The sequence below is a fragment of the Pedobacter sp. Leaf41 genome, from assembly GCF_001422545.1.
Classification (GTDB): domain Bacteria; phylum Bacteroidota; class Bacteroidia; order Sphingobacteriales; family Sphingobacteriaceae; genus Pedobacter.
The window spans coordinates 476,043-497,684 of sequence record NZ_LMLE01000001.1; the positions used below are offsets into that span (position 1 = coordinate 476,043).

The 21,642-nt window shown below is 37.0% G+C and carries 18 protein-coding genes and 2 tRNA genes; 12 read left to right on the top strand and 8 right to left on the bottom strand.

The genetic code is table 11. The features are described 5' to 3' along the window. The first annotated feature begins 194 nt into the window (after positions 1-194). Positions 195-2,993, top strand: coding sequence for a 2-oxoglutarate dehydrogenase E1 component (locus ASE92_RS02075; protein ID WP_056848444.1), 2,799 nt, complete (start codon positions 195-197; stop codon positions 2,991-2,993). Positions 2,994-3,098: 105 nt separating this feature from the next. Beyond that, positions 3,099-4,328, top strand: a complete 1,230-nt coding sequence (gene odhB, locus ASE92_RS02080) for a 2-oxoglutarate dehydrogenase complex dihydrolipoyllysine-residue succinyltransferase (RefSeq protein ID WP_056848445.1) — start codon at positions 3,099-3,101, stop codon at positions 4,326-4,328. Here odhB and ASE92_RS02085 read toward each other — a convergent pair. Beyond that, positions 4,317-4,505, bottom strand: a complete 189-nt coding sequence (locus ASE92_RS02085) for a hypothetical protein (protein ID WP_056848446.1) — start codon at positions 4,503-4,505, stop codon at positions 4,317-4,319. The two genes, odhB and ASE92_RS02085, sit on opposite strands and share 12 nt — an antisense overlap. Before the next feature lie 51 nt (positions 4,506-4,556). Here ASE92_RS02085 and ASE92_RS21665 point away from each other — a divergent pair, with 51 nt between their 5' ends. Then, entirely contained in the window at positions 4,557-4,916 is a 360-nt protein-coding gene (locus ASE92_RS21665; RefSeq protein WP_056848447.1) for a DUF2809 domain-containing protein, read from the top strand. Positions 4,917-5,115: 199 nt separating this feature from the next. Here ASE92_RS21665 and ASE92_RS02095 read toward each other — a convergent pair whose 3' ends face one another. From ASE92_RS02095 to ileS, 4 genes are all read right to left on the bottom strand, one after another. Further along, positions 5,116-5,634: a DUF4269 domain-containing protein gene (locus ASE92_RS02095; protein WP_056848448.1), complete on the bottom strand. Its 519-nt coding sequence runs from the start codon at positions 5,632-5,634 to the stop codon at positions 5,116-5,118. A gap of 130 nt (positions 5,635-5,764) precedes the next feature. Beyond that, positions 5,765-6,439, bottom strand: coding sequence for a lipoprotein signal peptidase (locus tag ASE92_RS02100; protein WP_056848449.1), 675 nt, complete (start codon positions 6,437-6,439; stop codon positions 5,765-5,767). Continuing rightward, on the bottom strand, positions 6,439-6,822 hold the full coding sequence (locus ASE92_RS02105) for a TraR/DksA C4-type zinc finger protein (protein WP_056087634.1): 384 nt from the start codon (positions 6,820-6,822) through the stop codon (positions 6,439-6,441). The genes ASE92_RS02100 and ASE92_RS02105 overlap by 1 nt, the downstream gene beginning before the upstream one ends. A gap of 30 nt (positions 6,823-6,852) precedes the next feature. Then, the gene (gene ileS, locus ASE92_RS02110; protein ID WP_056848450.1) at positions 6,853-10,284 is read right to left on the bottom strand and encodes an isoleucine--tRNA ligase; all 3,432 of its coding nucleotides are present in this window, start codon (positions 10,282-10,284) and stop codon (positions 6,853-6,855) included. Between the two features lie 268 nt (positions 10,285-10,552). Between ileS and ASE92_RS02115 the strand changes: the two genes are divergently transcribed. Then, positions 10,553-10,825 carry a hypothetical protein gene (locus ASE92_RS02115; RefSeq protein ID WP_056848451.1) on the top strand — a complete coding sequence of 91 codons (273 nt, stop codon included), beginning with the start codon at positions 10,553-10,555 and terminating at the stop codon, positions 10,823-10,825. Between the two features lie 310 nt (positions 10,826-11,135). Here the strand turns inward: ASE92_RS02115 and ASE92_RS02120 are convergent, their stop codons facing one another. Beyond that, positions 11,136-13,487 (bottom strand): RND family transporter, encoded by a 2,352-nt coding sequence (locus ASE92_RS02120; protein ID WP_056848452.1) that lies wholly within the window; start codon positions 13,485-13,487, stop codon positions 11,136-11,138. 120 nt (positions 13,488-13,607) lie between these two features. Between ASE92_RS02120 and recO the strand changes: the two genes are divergently transcribed. From recO to ASE92_RS02150, 6 genes are all read left to right on the top strand, one after another. Further along, positions 13,608-14,333, top strand: coding sequence for a DNA repair protein RecO (gene recO / locus ASE92_RS02125; RefSeq protein ID WP_056848453.1), 726 nt, complete (start codon positions 13,608-13,610; stop codon positions 14,331-14,333). A gap of 63 nt (positions 14,334-14,396) precedes the next feature. Continuing rightward, a tRNA-Val gene (locus ASE92_RS02130) sits at positions 14,397-14,471 on the top strand. A 51-nt stretch (positions 14,472-14,522) separates the two neighbouring features. Further along, a tRNA-Val gene (locus ASE92_RS02135) sits at positions 14,523-14,597 on the top strand. 97 nt (positions 14,598-14,694) lie between these two features. Next, the gene (locus tag ASE92_RS02140) at positions 14,695-15,606 is read left to right on the top strand and encodes a hypothetical protein (RefSeq protein WP_056848454.1); all 912 of its coding nucleotides are present in this window, start codon (positions 14,695-14,697) and stop codon (positions 15,604-15,606) included. Between the two features lie 12 nt (positions 15,607-15,618). Continuing rightward, on the top strand, positions 15,619-16,245 hold the full coding sequence (locus ASE92_RS02145) for a class I SAM-dependent methyltransferase (RefSeq protein ID WP_056848455.1): 627 nt from the start codon (positions 15,619-15,621) through the stop codon (positions 16,243-16,245). A 67-nt stretch (positions 16,246-16,312) separates the two neighbouring features. Beyond that, positions 16,313-17,209, top strand: coding sequence for an NAD(P)/FAD-dependent oxidoreductase (locus tag ASE92_RS02150; RefSeq protein ID WP_056849249.1), 897 nt, complete (start codon positions 16,313-16,315; stop codon positions 17,207-17,209). 13 nt (positions 17,210-17,222) lie between these two features. Here ASE92_RS02150 and ASE92_RS21040 read toward each other — a convergent pair whose 3' ends face one another. After that, positions 17,223-17,387, bottom strand: a complete 165-nt coding sequence (locus ASE92_RS21040) for a hypothetical protein (protein WP_157255610.1) — start codon at positions 17,385-17,387, stop codon at positions 17,223-17,225. A gap of 192 nt (positions 17,388-17,579) precedes the next feature. Next, positions 17,580-19,013 (bottom strand): amino acid permease, encoded by a 1,434-nt coding sequence (locus ASE92_RS02155; protein WP_056848456.1) that lies wholly within the window; start codon positions 19,011-19,013, stop codon positions 17,580-17,582. A gap of 501 nt (positions 19,014-19,514) precedes the next feature. Here ASE92_RS02155 and ASE92_RS02160 point away from each other — a divergent pair. Further along, positions 19,515-19,850 (top strand): PadR family transcriptional regulator, encoded by a 336-nt coding sequence (locus ASE92_RS02160; protein WP_056848457.1) that lies wholly within the window; start codon positions 19,515-19,517, stop codon positions 19,848-19,850. Positions 19,851-19,864: 14 nt separating this feature from the next. Then, on the top strand, positions 19,865-21,601 hold the full coding sequence (locus ASE92_RS02165; protein WP_056848458.1) for a PspC domain-containing protein: 1,737 nt from the start codon (positions 19,865-19,867) through the stop codon (positions 21,599-21,601). Positions 21,602-21,642: the final 41 nt, after the last annotated feature.

A 21,642-nucleotide genomic window follows, 5' to 3' on the forward strand; every position in this document is an offset into this window, starting at 1 on the left:
TCTCATTCACTAATTAATTATTGGCTTGCCTTTTGCTTAACCATGAGCAGTAATTATTTTAATTCCTTGCGATATAAATTCGCCTGAAAGTCAGAATGTTTCTAAATATATTTTTTTGTGCAATTAATCCAGTTTTTTACCATTTATATAAGGTAAAATTCTAATTTTGTAATGCTTATAGTAAACAGTAAATAATGGGTAGTTTATCATATCTTAGCGGCGAAAACGCCGAATATATAGATTCTTTATATCAGTCGTATCAGCAAGATCCTGAATCAGTTGAGTTTGGTTGGCAAAAGTTTTTTGAGGGTTTTGATTTCGGAAGAGGTTCTGAAGTCCCAACGGTTACAGCCGAAACTCCGGAACAATTTTTAAAAGAAGTTAGTGTTTTAAATTTGATTGATGGTTACAGAACCCGCGGTCACTTGTTTACACATACCAATCCTGTTCGCGAAAGACGCAAACACCAACCTACATTAGATCTTGCAAATTTCGGTTTATCTGATGCAGATTTAGAAACGGTTTTTAACTCAGGTGTTGAAATTGGTATTGGTGCTTCCAAACTGAAAGATATTGTTGCTTTCTTAAAACAGACTTATACAAGCTCAATCGGAGCAGAATATAAATTTTTACGTACGCCTGAAGTGTTGAACTGGATTCAACAGAAAATGGAAAGCGCACGTAATACGCCTAATTTTTCAATCGACGAAAAAAAACGCATTCTTAGAAAATTAAACGAAGCAGTAAGTTTCGAGAATTTTTTAGGTACAAAATTTTTAGGTCAGAAACGTTTCTCTTTAGAAGGTGCGGAAGCTTTGATTCCAGCATTGGATTCGGTTATAGAAAAAGGTGCTGAATTAGGAATTGAGGAATTTGTAATCGGGATGGCGCACCGCGGTCGTTTGAATGTGTTGGCGAATATCATGCAAAAAACTTACAAAGATATTTTTGCTGAGTTTGAGGGTAAAAGCTATAATCCTGATACCCCTTTTGGTGGCGATGTTAAATATCACTTAGGGTATTCTACTGATGTAACTACTGTTGCAGGCAAAAGTGTTCACTTAAGTCTTTGCCCAAATCCATCGCATTTAGAAACTGTTGATGGTGTGGTTGAAGGTATGAGCCGTTCGAAAATCGATTTCAAATACGGTGGCGATAACTCTCGTTTAGCACCGATTTTGATTCATGGTGATGCTTCAGTTGCTGGGCAGGGTATTGTTTACGAAGTAATCCAAATGGCAGGCCTTGAAGGTTATAAAACCGGTGGAACCATTCACTTGGTGATTAATAACCAAATAGGTTTTACCACAAATTATAAAGATGCCCGCACAAGTACTTATTGTACTGACATTGCAAAAGTTACTTTATCGCCGGTTTTTCACGTAAATGGAGATGATCCTGAAGCTTTGGTTTATGCGATTAACCTGGCTATGGAATATCGTCAGAAATATAAAAACGACGTTTTTATTGATATTTTATGTTATCGTCGTTTCGGTCACAATGAATCTGATGAGCCGAAATTCACGCAGCCATTACTGTACAAAACAATTGAAAAACACCCTAATCCAAGGGAAATTTATATCGAGCAACTTACTAAAGAGGGCAAGTTAGAAGCGGGTTTAGCGAAAGAATTGGAAAAAGATTTCCGTGGTATTTTGCAGGAACGCTTAAACGAAGCGAAAGAATATGTTGCTGGAAACGCTGAGATCAAATTTGGTGGTGCCTGGGCAGATTTACGTATGGCTACACCTAAAGATTTCTTAACATCGCCGGTTACGGCAGTTAAAAAATCTACATTGCTAGAAATTGGAAAACGCATCACTACTTTACCATCAAATAAAAAGTTCTTTAAAAAAATTGAAAAATTATTTTCTGAACGGACCAAAATGGTTAACGAAACTAATATTTTCGATTGGGCAATGGGCGAGCAGTTGGCTTATGGTACTTTGTTATCAGAAGGTAAACGGGTTCGTTTAAGTGGTCAGGATGTTGAGCGTGGTACTTTCTCACACCGTCATGCGGTTTTAACATTGGAAGATAGCGAGGAAGAATATGTACCATTAGCTAATATTTCAGATCAGCAGGCAACATTTGATATTTACAATTCTCACTTATCAGAGTATGGTGTATTGGGATTTGAATATGGTTATGCTATGGCTAATCCGAATGCATTAACGATTTGGGAAGCGCAATTTGGAGATTTCTTTAACGGAGCACAAATTGTTGTCGATCAATATATCGCCAGTGCGGAAACAAAATGGCAACGCGAAAACGGTTTGGTAATGTTATTGCCTCACGGTTATGAAGGTCAGGGACCAGAACACTCTTCGGCACGTATTGAGCGTTTTATGGAGCTTTGTGCAGATTATAATATGCAAGTAGCAAATTGTACAACACCTGCAAACTTCTTCCACGTTTTACGCCGCCAGTTTAAACGCGATTTCCGTAAACCATTAGTTGTATTTACACCTAAGAGTTTATTACGTCATCCTGCTTGTGTATCGAAACTTGAGGAATTTACAGAGGGCGGTTTTAAAGAAGTGATAGATGATGTAAACGTTAAAGTTGCTGAGGTAACCAGAATCGTTTTCTGTAGTGGAAAAATCTATTATGAATTATTAGAAAAACAACAGGCTGATCAAGTTAAACATGTGTCAATAGTTCGTGTAGAACAGTTATATCCTACACCTATTGATCAAATGGAAGCCATTAAGAAAAAATATGAAAATGCCAATGAAGTTTTCTGGGTTCAGGAAGAACCAGAGAACATGGGTGCATGGCCATATTTATTCCGCAGGTTATATAAAACTGAATTGAAAGGTATTGATGTAATTTCTAGAAAAGAAAGCAGCAGTACTGCAACAGGGTTTGCTAAACAACATGCCAACCAGCAAGCTTACATTTTAGCTAAAGCTTTAGAACTTCCGATTAAAAAAGAAGAAGTTAAAGAAGCGGCAAAAAAAGCGAGCAAAAAAATGGCAGAAGCAGATTAATTTGAGGTAAAGGATTGCAGGGTTTAACGTAGAGGGTTTAGCATTCAAAACATTTCAACCTTGCAATCTTAAACATATAACAAAAAAAATTACAATTTTAAAAATATGAGTTTAGAGATAAAAGTTCCACCAGTTGGTGAGTCGATAACCGAAGTTGTTTTATCACGTTGGATAAAAAACGATGGCGATGTTGTTGAAATGGATGAAGTTATTGCTGAATTAGAATCAGACAAGGCTACTTTCGAATTAACCGCAGAACAAGCTGGAACTTTAAAAACCATAGCTGCTGAAGGCGATACTTTAGCTATTGGCGCAGTAGTTTGTAAAATTGAAGATGGTGGCGCAGCTCCTGCGAAGGCAGAGGCTCCAAAAGCAGAAGATAAAGCCGTTGTTGCTGAAGATAAAACGTCAGCACCTGTTGCTGAGAAAGCATCTGGAGAGAGCTATGCTACTGGAACCCCGTCTCCTGCAGCTGGAAAAATTCTTGCTGAAAAAGGTATTGATGCTGGTGCTGTTAAAGGTACAGGTGTTGATGGCCGCATTACCAAAGATGATGCTGTAAAAGCAGAAGCTGGTAAAAAACCAGAGGCTCCTAAAGCTAGTGCCCCTGTTGCAGCTGCAGCTCCGGCAGGCGCTCGTGACGAACGTCGTGAGAAAATGTCTCCACTGCGTAAAACAGTAGCGAAACGCTTGGTTTCGGTTAAAAATGAAACTGCAATGTTAACCACTTTCAACGAGGTTAATATGAAGCCGATTATGGATCTACGCGGAAAGTATAAAGATTCCTTTAAAGAAAAATATGGTGTAGGTTTAGGTTTCATGAGCTTTTTTACCAAAGCGGTTACTGAAGCATTGAAAGATTTCCCAGCAGTTAATGCTCGCATCGATGGCGAAGAAATTGTTTATAATAACTTCGCTGATGTTTCGATAGCAGTTTCAGCGCCGAAAGGTTTAGTTGTTCCTGTAATTCGTAATGCTGAAAGTATGAGCTTAGCAGAGATTGAAAAATCTGTTTTAGCTTTAGCACTCAAAGCCCGCGATGGTAAATTGACGATTGAAGAAATGACAGGTGGGACTTTCACCATCACTAACGGTGGTGTATTTGGTTCAATGATGTCTACACCAATTATCAATGCACCACAATCTGCAATTTTAGGTATGCACAACATTATTGAGCGCCCTATTGCCGAAAAAGGTGAAGTGGTTATTCGTCCGATGATGTACGTTGCTTTATCATACGATCACAGAATTATTGACGGACGTGAGTCTGTTGGGTTTTTAGTTCGTGTTAAACAATTGTTAGAAGATCCGGCAAGATTGTTATTAGGCGTTTAAATCGCTAATTTTATCCTTAAAATATAAAGCCTTGACATTTGTTGAGGCTTTTTTGATTTCCAACAAATTCGTCATTGAAATCACTTTTTCATCCTCTTCACCGCAACGCTTTTTGATTGTCTTCTCGACCGGGTGCAACGGAGCGGTGAGATCTCTAACTTCGCGTCCATCTTTCAAAGATTTTTGAGCTTCGCATGAAATGAAAATATTTCTATTATATATTTGAGGATGAAATTAACGTTCAATCTGAAATTCCTGCTTATTTTCATCGCAATATTTATCGTCGAAATTTTAATTGCAAAATACCTGCACGATACTTACATACGGCCTTTCGGTGGTGATGTATTGGTGGTAGTTTTGATCTATGCTTTCTTGAGGATATTTCTCAAAACAAACTATAAGAAGCTTGCTTTAGGTGTCTTAGTTTTCTCTTTCGTTGTCGAATTCTTGCAACTCTTGCATTATGTAAATTGGTTGGGCTTACAGAATAACAAGTTTTGGAGTATTGTGCTAGGAACTTATTTTAGCGTGTATGATTTGTTCGCCTACTTTGTTGGTTATTTGATTTGTTTGTTGTTTGGGGATTGAGGTATTAGAAAGTTGTCATTCTCAGGATTTATTTATCTCATAAAAATCAATATAAATGACGGAAAACAAAAACGTCAACGGTAGGGACGAAGAATCTGTTTCATAGCTGCAGATACTTCGTTCCTCAGTATGACAAACCATTCATGGTTGCTGCATACTACAATATCACTCCTAAACGGTATCGAGCAATAACAAAACTTTATATTTCCAACTTCAGAAGTGCCTCATAAGCATCGCCTTTTAGTGCTAACAATTTAGCAAAAGCAGGTTCTGTTTTGTAACCCTGCCTTTTTAAATCTATGATCTGTTTCCTGAAATCCTCATTATTTTCTAGCAGAATTTTATGCTCAACGAGCATATGGCGATAAGCATTTTGTAGTTCGGTAGGGATATTTTGACCAAAAATTTCAATTTCAAAACCATTAATAAAGAAGTTTGCTTTCATTGACTGTAGCTTCTGATTTTCAGAGATGATGAAGCCTTTCATGCTATGAAAATGATGCACTAACTCCTTCCTGAATTCTTCTCTATCCTGAGCATAACAAATGATATCTAGATCGCTTTTCTCTATGTCGATGTCGATAGGAATCGTGCCAACTAAAATCGGATTGTATTGAGCAAGCTTTTCTAAAATAGCATGATCAGTTATAACCTGATACGCTTTTTGCTGCTTGTCGTTTCCAAGTTTCAGGTAAGATATATTGAGAAAGTTTATCATTTTTAATCAGCGCTACTCATAACGGGGCATTGGACAAGAAAGCCCATCTCAATTAAGAAATGGGCTTGTAAATATTTAATGTTCTCAACTTTAATAGCGCTATTGCTAAAAAGTTGACAACTTTGAAATGCTAGTCTTCAACAATCTCACTATTAATCCCCACTTCATCCTTAACATCTTCTTTAAAATAGTTTTTCTGGAAGATGAGGATCAGTATTACGCCAACTGAAATCGCAGCATCAGCAAGGTTAAAAACGGGCCTGAAAAATACAAATTCATCACCTCCCCAAATAGGTATCCAGCTTGGAAAATGACCTGTGAGTAGAGGAAAGTAAAACATATCTACAACATTTCCGTGAAGAAATGACGAATACCCATCGGATGAAAATTTAGCGAGACCTTCGTATCTGGCGTAATCATTAAATGAAGCATTGTAAACCATTCCTTTATCGAAGATTGCGCCATAAAATACACAATCGATAATGTTGCCCAATGCGCCAACGAAAATCAAGGAAACGTTTAATATCAATCCTCTATGATACTTTTTCTTGATCAGATAATGTAAGCCGTAACCAATTCCGCCAACGGCAATAATTCTAAAGATTGATAAAGCTAATTTCCCAAATTCGCCACCAAACTCCATTCCGAATGCCATTCCGGGATTTTCAGTAAAATGCAAGCCAGATTTTCCAAAAAATATAATCTCCTGGCCAATCTCCATATTGGTTTTTACCCAAATTTTAAGCGCTTGGTCAGCAAGTAAAACTAAAAAGATAACTAATAAAGGTTTTGTATAGCCTTTCATTAACTCTGCTTTAATTTAGCTTCCATGCTTAAAGTAGCATGTGGAACCGCACGTAAACGTTCTTTTTGAATTAATTTACCAGTTTCGCGACAAATGCCATAAGTTTTGTTTTCGATACGCACCAATGCATTCTCCAAATTGTCGATAAATTTTTTCTGGCGGGCAGCTAATTGATTGATTTGCTCTTTTTCCATGGTTGCGGAACCATCTTCTAAAGTTTTGTAAGCTCCTGAAGTATCTTCCGTTCCATTAGCGTTAGGGTTACTTAATGATGATGTTAATGCATTAAGTTCTTCTTTCGCAATGCGTAATTTATCTTGAATCAGTTCTTTAAATTCTTGAAGTTCACTGTCTGAGTAGCGTGTTTTGTTACTGTTTTCCATTTTTTTAATTTAGTTTTCTAAGATATGGATTTATATTTTAGTTACTGAAATGCTTAATTCAACATCGTCTATAGTGATTTTGTTTGAGCTAAACGCTTCACCTGTTAATTCTAATTCGTCGGCTAAAATTTCTGCGCAAATGTAGCCCTTGTTTTTAGCAACTGCTGCTTTAACAAGGTTATCATTTTGTAAAGCCACCTTAATCCTATCAGTCACTTCAAAATTTAATTCTTTACGTAAATTTTGAATTCTGTTCACAAGCTCGCGAGCAATTCCTTCTTGTTTCAATTCTTCGGAAATGGTTACATCCAAAGCAACCGTTAAGCTACCTAAATTGGTCACCTGCCATCCTGGAATATCTTCTGCAATGATTTCAACATCTAAAAGTTGTACATCGTATGAAATACTGTCGCCGAGTTTGGGGTCAGTTGAGATATTTATTTGTCCTTCTTTTTCTAAAGTAAAAATATCTTCCTGACTGAAATTGTTAATTGCATCTGCAACAGCTTTCATGCTCTTACCTACTTTCGCACCTAAAACCTTAAAGTTCGGTTTAACTTTTTTCTTTACAATGCCATGCGTATCAGTGATGAATTCGATATGTTTAACATTGGTTTCTGAAAGGATATAATCGGCGACTTTCGAAATTTTTTGCTCAAAATCACTACTTAAAGAAGGGATCAAGATTTTCTCTAAAGGCTGACGAACATTGATGCTCGACTTTTTACGCAACGATAAAACCATCGAAGAAATATTCTGAGCATAAACCATGCGCTCATTTAAATCTGTATCGATTAAGCTTTCGTCTGCTGGTGTCCATAATGTTAAGTGAACAGATTGTTCAGCATTTTTATCGTTGATACTTAAGTTTCTGTACAACCAATCGGCAAAGAAAGGCGCTACCGGACTCATCAGCTGTGCTAAAGTTTCTAAACACGTGTAAAGTGTTTCATAAGCAGCACGTTTATCATCAGTCATTTCACCCTTCCAAAAGCGGCGGCGACTTAATCTGATGTACCAGTTACTTAGGTGTTCATCAACGAAAGCCTGAATAGCACGAGTAGCTTTAGTAGGTTCGTAGGCATTGTAAGCCTCATCCACTTCATTGATTAAGGTTTGCAGCAACGATAAAATCCATCGGTCTAACTCCGTTCTATCTGCCACATTGCTTAAATTATTTTTGTCGATTTCGAACTTATCGATATTAGCGTATAAAGCGAAAAAAGCGTAAGTGTTATAAAGCGTTCCGAAGAATTTACGGCGAACTTCTGCAATTCCTTCGATATCAAATTTTAAATTATCCCAGGGGTTTGCGTTCGAAATCATGTACCAACGCGTCGCATCAGCACCATATTCATTAATGGTTTGGAAAGGATCAGCAGCATTGCCCAAACGTTTAGACATTTTCTGCCCGTTTTTATCTAATACCAAGCCATTTGAAACTACATTTTTGTAGGCTACCTTATCAAAAACCAATGTAGAAATGGCATGTAAAGTATAAAACCAACCACGGGTTTGGTCTACACCTTCGGCGATGAAATCTGCCGGGAAATCTTCGTTTCCATCAATGCTTTCTTTGTTTTCGAAAGGGTAGTGCCACTGTGCATAAGGCATAGCACCAGAATCGAACCAAACATCAATCAAATCACTTTCTCGAGTCATTGGTTTGCCTGATGGAGATACCAAAGTAATTTGATCCACTACATTTTTATGCAAGTCGATCAGGTCGTAGTTCTCTTCAGACATGTTGCCAACCTCAAACCCTTTAAACGGATTTTCTTTTTGAAAACCTGCTGCGATAGATTTTTCGATGGCGTTATAAAGTTCTTCAATAGAACCTATTAAAACTTCTTCTTTCTTGTCTTCAGTCCTCCATATAGGCAAAGGAATTCCCCAATATCTCGAACGCGATAAATTCCAATCGTTGGCATTTTTTAACCAATTGCCAAAACGACCTTCACCTGTAGATTTTGGTTTCCAGTTAATGGTTTCATTAAGATCGAACATTCTGTCTTTAACATCAGTTACCTTGATAAACCAAGAGTCTAGAGGATAATATAAAAGTGGTTCATCAGTTCTCCAGCTATGTGGGTAGCTGTGGACATATTTTTCTACTTTGAAGGCCTTATTTTCTTCCTTTAATAAAATTGCAATTTCTACATCAACAGATTTTTCAGGTGCTGTGCCAGCATCATAATATTCATTCTTTACATATTTGCCACCGAAAGGGCCAACATGCTTAGTGAATTTTCCTTGTAAATCCACCAACGGAACAAGGATATCATGATCATCCATCACCAACATTGGTGGAATTTCTGGAAGGGCTTCTTTGGCAACTTTAGCATCATCAGCACCGAACGTTGGTGCGGTGTGTACAATACCAGTACCGTCTTCGGTAGTTACAAAATCGCCAGAAATTACTCGGAAAGCATTTTCAGGATTGTTGTATGGTAAAGCGTAAGTTAAAAGTTGTTCATATTTTATGCCAACCAATTCAGTTCCCTTGCATTCGGCAAGGATTTGGTAAGGAATTTTTCCTGCCTTGCCGGCAGGCAGGTTATCAGCAGCTTTGAAATTAGCAAAATCTTCAGCTTCGTTACTTTCAAAAAAACCTTTACCAAATTGTTTCCCAACCAGGCTTTTCGCCAAAATTACATTTGTTGGCAAGAAAGTATACTGGTTAAAAGTTTTAACTAAAACATAGTCAATTTTCGGTCCTACAGTTAGCGCCGTGTTCGATGGTAAAGTCCACGGAGTTGTGGTCCAGGCCAACAAATAAATATCTCCAGCTTCTTTCAAAAAGGAAGGTAAAGTATCAGGTAAAGCCTTGAATTGCGCAACAATTGTGGTATCAGTTACATCGCGGTAAGCACCGGGTTGGTTTACCTCGTGCGAACTTAAGCCTGTTCCTGCTTTCGGAGAATACGGTTGGATGGTGTAGCCTTTGTAAATTAATCCTTTATCGTAAATCTGCTTTAAAAGCCACCAAACCGATTCCATGTATTTCGATTTGTAGGTAATGTATGGATCGTCCATATCTACCCAATAGCCCATTTTTTCAGTCAAGTCGTTCCACACATCAGTGTAACGCATCACTGTTTTTTTACAGGCTTCATTATAATCTTCGATAGAAATCGTTTTGCCGATATCTTCTTTAGTAATGCCTAATTCTTTTTCGGTGCCAAGCTCAACGGGTAAGCCGTGTGTATCCCAACCCGCTTTTCTTTTAACCTGATAGCCTTTAATTGTTTTGTAGCGGCAAAAAATATCCTTAATAGCACGAGCCATTACGTGGTGAATGCCCGGCATGCCATTAGCAGACGGCGGTCCCTCGTAAAAAGTAAACGGATTAGACTTCGGACGAGACGAAATGCTCTTTTCAAAGATGTTTTCTTCTTTCCAAAAATCCAGTATTTCTTGCCCTATTTTGGCAAGGTCCAATTGTTTAAATTCGCTATACATCAATTAAGTACCTCAAAAAATTAAGGATGCAAAGTTAAAAAAATTGGCTGAATTTTGGTAGTTTTGATGTAAATACTTTTGACGTGAAATTATTTAATTTTGGGCTTTCTTTGATGATTATCGCTGTAATTGCACTGCCTATTGTTGCTGTCATCAGTCCTGCCAGCCGCAATTTTATGTTGTTCGCATTTTATTTCTTTGGCCTGCTCGAACTTATTGGACTCATCTTTGTTTTAGTCCATATTATTCAAAACAAAAGAAACTCTCCATGATCAAGCTCCTGAAATTACAAAAAGCCGTTTTAGTTCTTATTCTTGGTGTATTGTCATTTGTCGCTTACCGAATTTTGAGTGCGAATGAAGTGAGCTGGGCTCGCTATTTACAAATCCTGGCCGGCATACTGGTAATGGTTGGTGCATTATGGATGTTATATCCCGTGTTGTTTGCAAAGCAGGACAAAGATGGGAACGCAGAAATTATTACCGACCCGACAGTTGAGGTCCCGGTAGATGATGAAGAGGAAAGACCTGTAAAGGAATAAGCTGATTTACGATAAGAAGTTTCTGAGTTTTTTAGTGGGTTGTTAATATGAACTACATTTTGTCAACTATCTTATTTAATTTCAAAATAACTATTAAAAAAGCAATCCAGTGTTTTATTTTTAATGTTCGTCCTGCTGTACGCTTTACTCGTTCAATGAAGAATTTCACTCGTGCCCGCTACCATCAGGTTTAGATCACTTAATTCTGAGTAAGAAATAAATTTTTCTGGCCAATAACCTACATAAACTCAACTTCTGATTCTTGCACTAACTGAAACCTGTTAACCGAAAATATTCAACTGAAAACTGTTTAGTGATCAAACTCACCAGCATTTTTCGCCGATTCTTCGTCAGAAATTACTTTTCTAACTTTCTTTTTATCCAGCCACAACACCAAAGCAGGTAATAAGGTTAAGTTAAAAATCAAGGCTACAAATAATGTTATGGAAAGCAGCAGGCCCAAAATTACTGTACCGCCAAAGGTGGAGGCCGTAAAAATTCCGAAACCGAAGAACAGAATCAACGCAATGTGTGTCATGCTTACCCCAGTTTCAGTAATTGTATCGGTAATTACTTTCGGAACAGAATAGTTAGTCAAGTTTAGTTCTTGCTGGTAACGGGTTAGGAAATATATGGTTTGATCTGATGCCAATCCAAAAGCAATTGTGAAAATTAAAATGGTTGAGGGTTTAAGGGAAATCCCAAAATAGCCCATAATTCCAGCGGTAATAATCAATGGAACGATATTCGGTAGCAGCGAGATAAACATAATGCCCACGCTTTTGAATTGAGCCAGACGTAAGAGCGAGATTAATACAATTGCCAGGCCAATGCTTTCAAATAAATGTTTCAACATGTAATCCGTTCCTTTAGAAAAGATAATGCTCGAACCCGTTAATTCCACATCAAACTTATCGGGAGGTAAAATGCTATCAATACGTGGTTTTAGTTCAGCCATTATTGCATCTAAACGTTTGGACCCCACATCTGCCATCTGAAAACTAATCCTGGTACTTTGATTGCCTTTGCTTACGAAGTTGGTTAATAAGCTTGCGTTTCCTTTTCCGCCGCTGGCAATGTATGCGAGAATAAAGTTTTTTTCCATATTATCCGGCAAACGGAAAAATGCAGTATCGTTGTTGTAAAAAGCCTGTGTAGCATATTTTAGCCCCATATTAACTGAAATCGAACGCGAAAATTCTGGATAGGCAGCAATCATTTTCTCCATTTTTTCCATCCTTTTCAAATTCGTCAGGTTGAAAACACCATTCTTTTTCTTGGTGTCTACGCTCACTTCAAGTGGCAAAATCCCTTCAAAATTTTTCTCAAAGAATTTTAAATCCCTTAAAATTGTTGAACTTTTTGGTAAGTCATCTACAACATATCCATTCACATTAATTTTCATCACTCCTATAATAGCAATGATGGAGATTACAATCGTGCCGATATAAATTAAGCTGCTTTTATGTTGAACAACCTGATCTGTTTTAACCAGTAATTTATGTAGAAAACCTTCTTCAACATGGTTTTGGGCTTTCAGTTTTGGCGCAGGCAAATAGCTGAAAATAATCGGAATTAGGCATAGACACATCAACCAGGTGATCATTACATTTATCGATGCAACGCTACCAAACTGCACCAGTAATTCGCTTCCTGTAAAGTATAAAACTCCAAAACCAATGGCCGCAGTAATATTGGCAATCAATGTGGTAACCGCTATCCTTTCAATGGTAACGCTTAATGCCTGTTCTTTCGAAACACCTTTTCTTAATTCATTTTGATACTTGTTAAGCAGCAAGATGCTGTTTGGTATACCGATAATTACAATCAGCGGCGGAATTAATCCTGTTAAAATTGTTAACTCGAAGCCGAATAATACCAAAGTACCAATGCTCCAAATTACGCCCATTACTACCACCAGAATCGGGAAGAAAACAGCGTAGAATTTCCTGAAAAAAATCAGTAGAATAATGGCAGATACTAAAATCGATAGACCCAAAAACAAAACAAACTCATTACTAACCAATTTGCTAACGGCGGTACGGATGTAAGGTAAGCCCGAAATATGTACCTGAATTTTAGTTTTTGATTCAAAAGCTTTAGCTTTTTCTTCAATCTGTTTTAAAATGGGGTTTCGTTCAGCAGAGTTTAATATTTTAGTATCAAAAGTAATTGCCATTAAGGTGGCATTCTGTTTATTGTAAACCAATCCTTCAAAAAATGGCGTATTAAACAAGGCCTTTTTTATCGAGTCCATTTCAGAATCGGTTTTTACCGCCCCATTTGGAAGAGCTTTTAAAACAAACTTTTGCGCAACGGTATCTTTCTCTAATTGGAAAATCCGTCCGGAAGATAAAACTGCTTTTATACCTTTTAATTTCTGGATTTCATTAGAGAGTTGAACCCAGTGATTGTAAACATCTTTTTTAAAGATATTGGGCGATTGGATCCCAACCACCATTACGCTTCCGTCTTCTCCGAAGGTTTTTTTGAAGTTATTGTATTTTATAAATGCGCTATCAGTAACAGGCAAAATTTTGCTTCCCGTGTAGGAAAGTTTTACATTTTTGGCTTGATAGGCCATAAAAACTGTACCCAATACGAAAAATATTATGATTGCGATACGGTTCTGAAGAATAAACCTTGATAGCTTAACCCACATGTGTTATCTAGTTTAATTTTAATGATAAGGGCAAAACTAATCTTATTTACAAATTGGAGTGTTTTTTTGCTCAATTTATTTTGCACAATAACATACTTTTGAAAAAAATGTTTGAGCAGCATGTTGCATAAAGTGAGGGGTATAGTTTTAAAGACGACCAATTACAGCGAAAGCAGTGTAATTGTACAAGTGCTAACCGATAAATTTGGTATGCAATCTTACCTTATAAACGGTGTTAAAAAGCCTAAAGCTAAGGTTAAAATAAATATGTTGCAGTCCCTTCATTTGCTTGACATGGTTGTCTATCATAAGGCAAACACCAATATTCAACGGGTTTCGGAAGTGAGGCAGACACCCGTTTTTAAAAGTATTCCTTATGATATCATTAAAACCAGCATTGTTATTTTTCTTAATGAAGTGCTTTACAAGAGTATCCGACAGCAATCGGCTGATGAAAATTTGTTTGATTATATTTTTAACGCTATAGCCTGGTTTGATGAAGCTGAAGAAATAAATCCAAATTTTCACTTGTCATTTCTTTTAAAATTAACCCGGTTTTTAGGCTTTTCACCAAATGCAAAGCGAAGAAATGATCAGCTTTATTTTGATTTACAGGAAGGGGAGTTCGTTTCTAGGGTGCCCATTCACGCAAATTATCTTCAGTTAGAAGACGCATTAGGGTTTGTTTTATTATTTGAAACCTCGCTAGAAAAAATTTCAGAGATCAAGATGAGTAACAATCAGCGGCGGTTTCTACTGGATAAGATATTGGTTTTCTATACCTTACATACTTCTTCTTTTGGTGAAGTACAATCGCATAAAATATTGGAAGCTTTGTTGAGCTGAAAAAAAATAAAAAAGATTTGCGAAACAATATTATAGCACTATATTTGCATTCCCAAAAGGAAAGGGAAATTAGCTCAGCTGGTTCAGAGCACCTCGTTTACACCGAGGGGGTCGGGGGTTCGAACCCCTCATTTCCCACACATGCTTTCAAGGATTTGAAAGATTAATAAATAAAGCCTTTTTTCAAAAGGGAAATTAGCTCAGCTGGTTCAGAGCACCTCGTTTACACCGAGGGGGTCGGGGGTTCGAACCCCTCATTTCCCACACTAAGCCTTTCAGGAAACTGAGAGGCTTTTTTTATGGATTTTTATATTTTAAGTCAATATTATATCCGAAATTGCCACATGCAAAATGAAAGTTGATGTCAACTAAAATAATCCGCTTTATCTTTTTCGGAAACTATTTCGTCGGCATCCTTGCTGTAGCGCTAACATTGGAAGCCAGTTTTCAATTGAGGCTGCCCTTTAATTCATTAAATTATTACCTGCTATTATTTTTAGCTCCAACTATTTATTATACATATGCTTATAATAAAGTTTCCACTCAACCATCAACTACAAACTTAAGAACGCAGTGGTATTTTGAACACAAAAAGCTAATCAATATCAGTCAGTTATTGCTTTTTGTGCTCTGCGTTATTTTGGCGGTAAATTTACTTTATCAAAACTTACATCATTTTTTAACACTTCCGGCAATCTATTGGGCCGCTATTATAACTGTTGTGGTGGCTGCGGCACTCTATTATGGCCTATTGCCAAAGTCTTTTTTGAAATTTAATCTTCGAAACACTGGTTGGTTAAAAGCATTTGTTATTGGCTTTGTTTGGGCGTGTTGTGCGAATGTTCTCCCGCTGATTATGCTCAAAATAGAAACTGGTATTGATTATCATGATTCTGTGCTATGGACTTGGCTTTTCGTTAAAAACTGGATGTTTTGTACTGTTAACGCCATTATATTTGATATCAAAGATTATCCTACGGATGCCAACAAGCATTTAAGAACTTTTGTGGTTCGTTACGGCTTGCGTAAAACGATTTTTAGTATTTTAATTCCCCTATTGTTGGTGGGCTTAATTTCTCTTGGAGTCTTTGCCAGTTACAAAGATTTTGGTCTTCCTCAGGTGCTTTGCAACATTTTTCCATTTTTACTAACCATTTACGTGGCATATTCTATGCACAGGCGTAAAAATATTCTTTACTATTTAATGGTGATAGATGGATTAATTTTAATCAAAGCACTTTGCGGCATACTGGGGATGCAATTTGTGCATTAACTATTTTTAGCAATGATCAATAACTACGATAGAATTGCAAAATATTACGATTTCTTAAGCCGGCTGGTATTTGGAAAATCACAGGTCAAGGCACAAATAAATCAGCTCAAATATATTACTCCAAATAGTAGGCTTTTAATTGTTGGCGGTGGCACTGGATGGATTTTAGAAGAAATAGCAAAACGCCATCAATCAAGTTTGAAAATTACTTATGTCGAGATATCTTCGAAAATGATTGCACTTTCCAAAGCCCGCAATTGCGGCGATAACGATGTGGTATTTGTTCATTCCGGAGTTGAAGAGTTTAGCGCCGATGGATATTTCGATGTCATCATGACCCCATTTTTATTCGATAATTTTTCGGCAGAAAGATGCAGTAAAGTTTTTAGAAAACTGAATTCAGCTATTAAGGATAACGGCTTATGGTTAATGGTCGATTTTGTAACACATTCCACTAATGGCAAATGGTGGCATAAGTTTTTTCTGAAAGCTATGTACACTTTTTTTAGTCTAATTAGCAATGTGGAGGCAAAGAAACTAGTAGATATTAATCCCTATTTTGAAAACCACAAATATGAGATAATCGAACAACGCTTTTATTACGGCCATTTTATTACAGCTATGGTCTATAAAAAATGACAAATATTTAATGCAACAATATTGCATTTATGTTTATTTATTTTCATTTTTGGTCAAAATAAAAGATATGGATTATGATGTAATTATTATTGGAGGTAGTTATGCAGGCTTGTCGGCTGCACTTACTTTAGGAAGGGCAACAAGAAAAATTTTGGTAGTTGATGGTGGCAAACCTTGCAATAAACTGACGCCACATTCACATAATTTTCTTACCCACGATGCGCAAACTCCTGCTCAGATCAGTTCGATAGCTAAGGCTGAAATCCTTAAATATCCAACCGTAGAATTTTTAGATGGGGAGGTGTTGGTAGCTAAAAAAATTGAGAATGTGTTTCAGATTGAACTTAAGAACGGTAATCGTTTTACTGCCCGGAAGTTACTTTTGGCAACCGGTTTAAAAGATAACTTACCGAATATTACAGGTTTAAAAGAATGCTGGGCAATCTCGGTTATTCATTGCCCATATTGCCATGGTTTCGAAGTTAAAGATGAAAAGATAGGCTTATTCATGAATGGAGATCAGGCTTTTGAAATGGCAAAAAATTTAAATCTCTGGAATAAAGACCTTACAATCTTAACCAATGGAAAATCAGCGTTGACTCCTGAGCAAATCGATAAGCTACTGTCAAAATCAATTAAAATTGTTGAAAATGAAATTGAAGAATTGGAACATGCTGACGGAAGCTTAGAAACTGTAAAGTTTAAAAATGGGAATGAGCTGAAATTGAAAGCCATCTATATGAGGCCAGAGGTGGATCAGCATATAAATTTTGATCAACAATTGGGCTTTGAGCTAACAGAACTGAAAACAGTAAAAATTGATGAGCAACAGCAAACAACTGTTAAGGGTGTTTATGCCGCAGGAGATTGTGCAACCTTGTTTAGGTCGCTTTCTGTGATAACAGCAAGTGGAACTTTGGCTGCTGTCATGATAAATAAGGAATTGATTGATGAAGATTTTTAAGGATCATCAGAAACTAGAATAAAATAGCACCAAGAGCTGTAAAAATAAACATAGCAGCCATTACTATTCTGTCTGCAGTAACCCACTGTTGTTTTGTTAGCGGAGTTGCCGCTTTTTCAATGGTTTCAGCTTTATGTCTACTGAGTTTAAAAACGGAAGTGTCTAATTTAAGTATCATAGGAAAATATTTTAAATAGGTATTTTTTCTATTTCAAATCCTAAGCCACGATTTATATATTTCAATAAATTGTGGATAACTTCTTATTATTTGTTAGCTACTTCCGAATTTTACCTTCAAATTGTCAAGATATTGTTTTACAATCAATTACAATTGTAGATAAAAAGCAACAAACCATAATTAGGCTGTATTTTATTTTGCCCGTATTTTGCTATGCTTTTTTCCGTAAAAGAAATAAATAGCTAAACCAATTCCTAACCAAACGATAAGCCGAATCCAGGTGTCGGCGGGTAAAAATATCATCATCGCTACGCATGTTAAAATCCCCAAAATAGGAATTAGCGGGACCAAAGGAACTCTAAAAGGGCGTTTCGCTTCTGGATCAGTTTTTCGTAAGATTAGAATACCAACACAAACCATCAAAAATGCAAGCAATGTTCCGATACTTGTCATTTCGCCCACCACATTCATCGGTACAAATGCAGCGAAAAGGGATATGAAAATACATAGAATGATGTTTGATTTCCACGGGGTTTTAAATTTCGAGTGAACATCAGAAAACATTTTGGGTAATAAGCCATCTTTACTTATAGAATAAAACATTCGCGATTGTGCCATTAAATCAATTAGAATAACCGAAGTGTAACCGATTAAAATCGCCAATATTATTGCCTGACTTAACCAGCCATAAGGCGTTTTTTCGATAGCAATGGCCACTGGCGCGCCACTGTTGGCAAATTCCTTGTAGTTGGCTAAGCCTGTCATTACATGGCCGAATAAACCAAATAAAACTGTACAGACTAACAGTGAACCAATAATGCCTATTGGTAAATCTCTTCCCGGGTTTTTAGTTTCTTGGGCCGAAGCTGCTACTGCATCAAAGCCAATAAAAACGAAGAAAACCAATCCGGCTCCTCGTAAAATTCCGCTCCAGCCAAATTGCCCAAAGGTGCCGGTATTTTCAGGGATGTATGGATGATAGTTTGCGGGATCGATATATTGCCAGCCTAACGCGATGAAAACCAAAACAACGCCCACCTTTAAAAAAACGATGATTCCATTTACAATTGCCGATCCTTTGGTGCCTCTGATTAAAATTGCAGTCATTAGAACCACCACTAGTGCAGCAGGGATATTTATAATTCCGTTAACTGTAGATCCATCGGCAAGTTTAGCCGTCTCGAAAGGGGAGAGGGTAAGCTGTGGCGGCAAATAAATTCCTAAACTGCCCAAAAAGCGTGTTAAATATTGCGACCAGCTAATGGCTACCGTTGCACAACCAACTGAATATTCGAGCACTAAATCCCAGCCAATAATCCAGGCAAAAAGCTCGCCCATCGTAGCATAAGAGTAGGTGTAGGCACTGCCCGCAACGGGTATCATAGACGCAAACTCTGCATAACACAAAGCTGCAAAACCACAACCTAAAGCTGCAATTACAAAAGAAAGGGTAACCGCCGGACCAGAATGATTGGCTGCTGCCAAACCTGTAATAGAAAATAGCCCGGCACCAAGTGTTAAACCTACGCCTATAAGTATTAAGTTAATCGGACCTAAGGTTCTTTTAAGTGAGCCCTCTCCACTTTCGTTTGCCTCTGCAACAATGCTGGCAATAGATTTTTTCATGAACAAAGTTAATATGCCACAAAATTATTAAAATATATTAAATCTACCTTGTTTGTAGTGATTTGTTTGTCTTTATTTTTTGATTCAAAACACAGCCTTGGTTTAGTTGTAAATGACTTAGCGTAGAAACAGCAATCGATTTAAGATTTCTGCATGGAATGTCGACTTATTATTTTTGACAAGAGTTTTTAATGCTAGGTTTTTTTGATGAAGTTGTATCGGCTTTTCTTGCACCAACCTAACCAAACTAAACCCGATAGAGCCAAATAGCTCCCAATTTTTCTTACAAAATTGGAACTATAAGGCGATAGCGGGACTGCTAAAACCGAAGAATTACTGTCATTGCTTTCCATAAAATTTAGTGATTTCAAATTAAAATTAAATACTTAGAAATAATTAAACAAAATTAAATCGCTTTAAATCAGTTATTTAATTCATAATTTTAATTTATTTTAGTACTATGTATTGCATAGTACAATATAAAACATATATCTTTGTATTATGATAGCAGAAAATACGCAAACACAAATGCGGAAGGGAATTCTGGAATACTGTGTTTTATCAATCATCTCACGTGGCGAAATTTACGCTTCGGATATTATTGCCGAATTAAGGACGGCAAAATTATTGGTGGTTGAGGGCACATTATATCCATTATTAACCAGGCTTAAAAACAATGGTTTGTTAAGCTACAACTGGGTAGAATCTACCTCAGGCCCGCCCCGTAAATATTATACCTTAACCCAAGTTGGTAAGGATATTTTATCACAATTAGATCAAACCTGGCAAGAATTGGCTTATGCTGTAGGTGTTTCACAAAAAGGAGCCAATTCATAAATAGTAAAAAAGAAATGGAAAAGACCATCATCATAAATATTGGGAATACGATTATTCATATTGAAGAAAGTGCCTACGAACTCTTAAAGGCTTATTTAAACGAAGTGAAGCAACATTTCGTTAACCACGCTGACGATTTAGAAATTGTAACGGATATCGAAAATCGAATTGCAGAATTATTAACAGAGCAATTGGAAGAACAGAAAAAACAAGTGGTTGCCTCGGTTGATGTTAATGCAGTGATTGCCCAAATGGGGCGGGTGCAGGATTTTGATACGGTAGAAGAAAACGACGAAGAGCCGGTTTCCAATACCAATTATCAGTTCCAGGCTGAAAAAAAACTATACCGCGATATGGATGAACGGGTGATTGCGGGGGTGTGTGCGGGGATTGCGCACTATGTTAATACCGACGCAAAATGGATTCGTGTGGCGGCTTTGTTTACACTGTTTTTAGGTGGTGCAGGCTTTTTGATTTATGCAATCCTTTGGATTATTATGCCAAAAGCAAAATCGCGTATCGAGCGTATGGAAATGAAAGGCGAACCGGCCAACTTGCAGGGTTTCCAAAAGAATTTGGATGAGGAGTTATTAGCTGTTAAACAAGGTTTAGCCATTGCCGGTAAACACACCGGGTCGATATTTGGGCAAATTGGCATTTTTATCGGTGAATTTTTCGATTGGCTTGGGCAATTTATTTCTGGAACAGGAAAAATCATTTTTAAGGTTGTAGCAGGTTTTATTGTACTATTTGGAGTCGTATTTTTGCTATCGTTAATTGTAGGTTTTGCCGCATTTCAAGGATTTTGGGATTCGAGTGTATATGAGTATTTCCCATTCTCTATTGTAGATGAAAGTAATAGAGGCGTAATCTTATTCAGTGCATTTATAGTATTTTTTGTACCCATTTTAGCTTTGGTGCTGTTTTCTATCCGTGTGGCTTTTAATAAACAAGCTATTAATAAAACACTTTCTTTCGCTTTGTTAATTGTTTGGCTGGTTGGTGTTGCTATGGCTGGTTATCATGCAGCTAAAATTTCTTCGGAGTTCAAACAACATGCAGAATTGGCGCAAACTGCCGATCTAAAATCTTATAAAACTTATATTATTGATATTGATAGAAGCAAATACTTTAGTAAGGAAGATAGCGTGACTTACCGTATTGATGCAAACCAGAGGAGACAAATTGTTACGGAAGATTTTGAGAACGGACCTTTTGTAATGCCAAATAACATCCGTATTGATATTGAAAAAAGTGCAACATTGGCTACCCGCTTAACGCAGAAATATGAATCGCAGGGGAAAACTTTTCAAAGTGCTTTACAAAATGCGCAGAACATCGATTATAAATATGTTTTAAAAGACTCTAATCTTGTTTTCAATCCGCGTTTTCAACTGAGAAAAGGAACCATTTGGAGAAACCAGGAGGTTAGACTAAAACTAGAAATTCCGGTGGGTACAAAGGTGATTCTAAAAGAAGATACTTACCGATACTTAAACAATTATGGAACCTGGGATTGTGGCGAAATTGAAAATGATAAAAACGATTACAGCACATGGATGATGACCGAAGATGGTTTAAAATGTGTTGCACAATTGAAAGAGGAAGCCATAAAAAATAAAAAGTTGAAAAAGGAACTGATCGACCTGGAATTTGCGCAGAAAGATAGAACTGCAGATAGCCTCTATCAAGATTCGATATCGAACAGGATTAATGAAGTTAAAGAAGAGCTTGGCATAAATAATAATTAAACCATCACCGTTTCAATTCGCCTCAAAAGGCATTAAAAAAA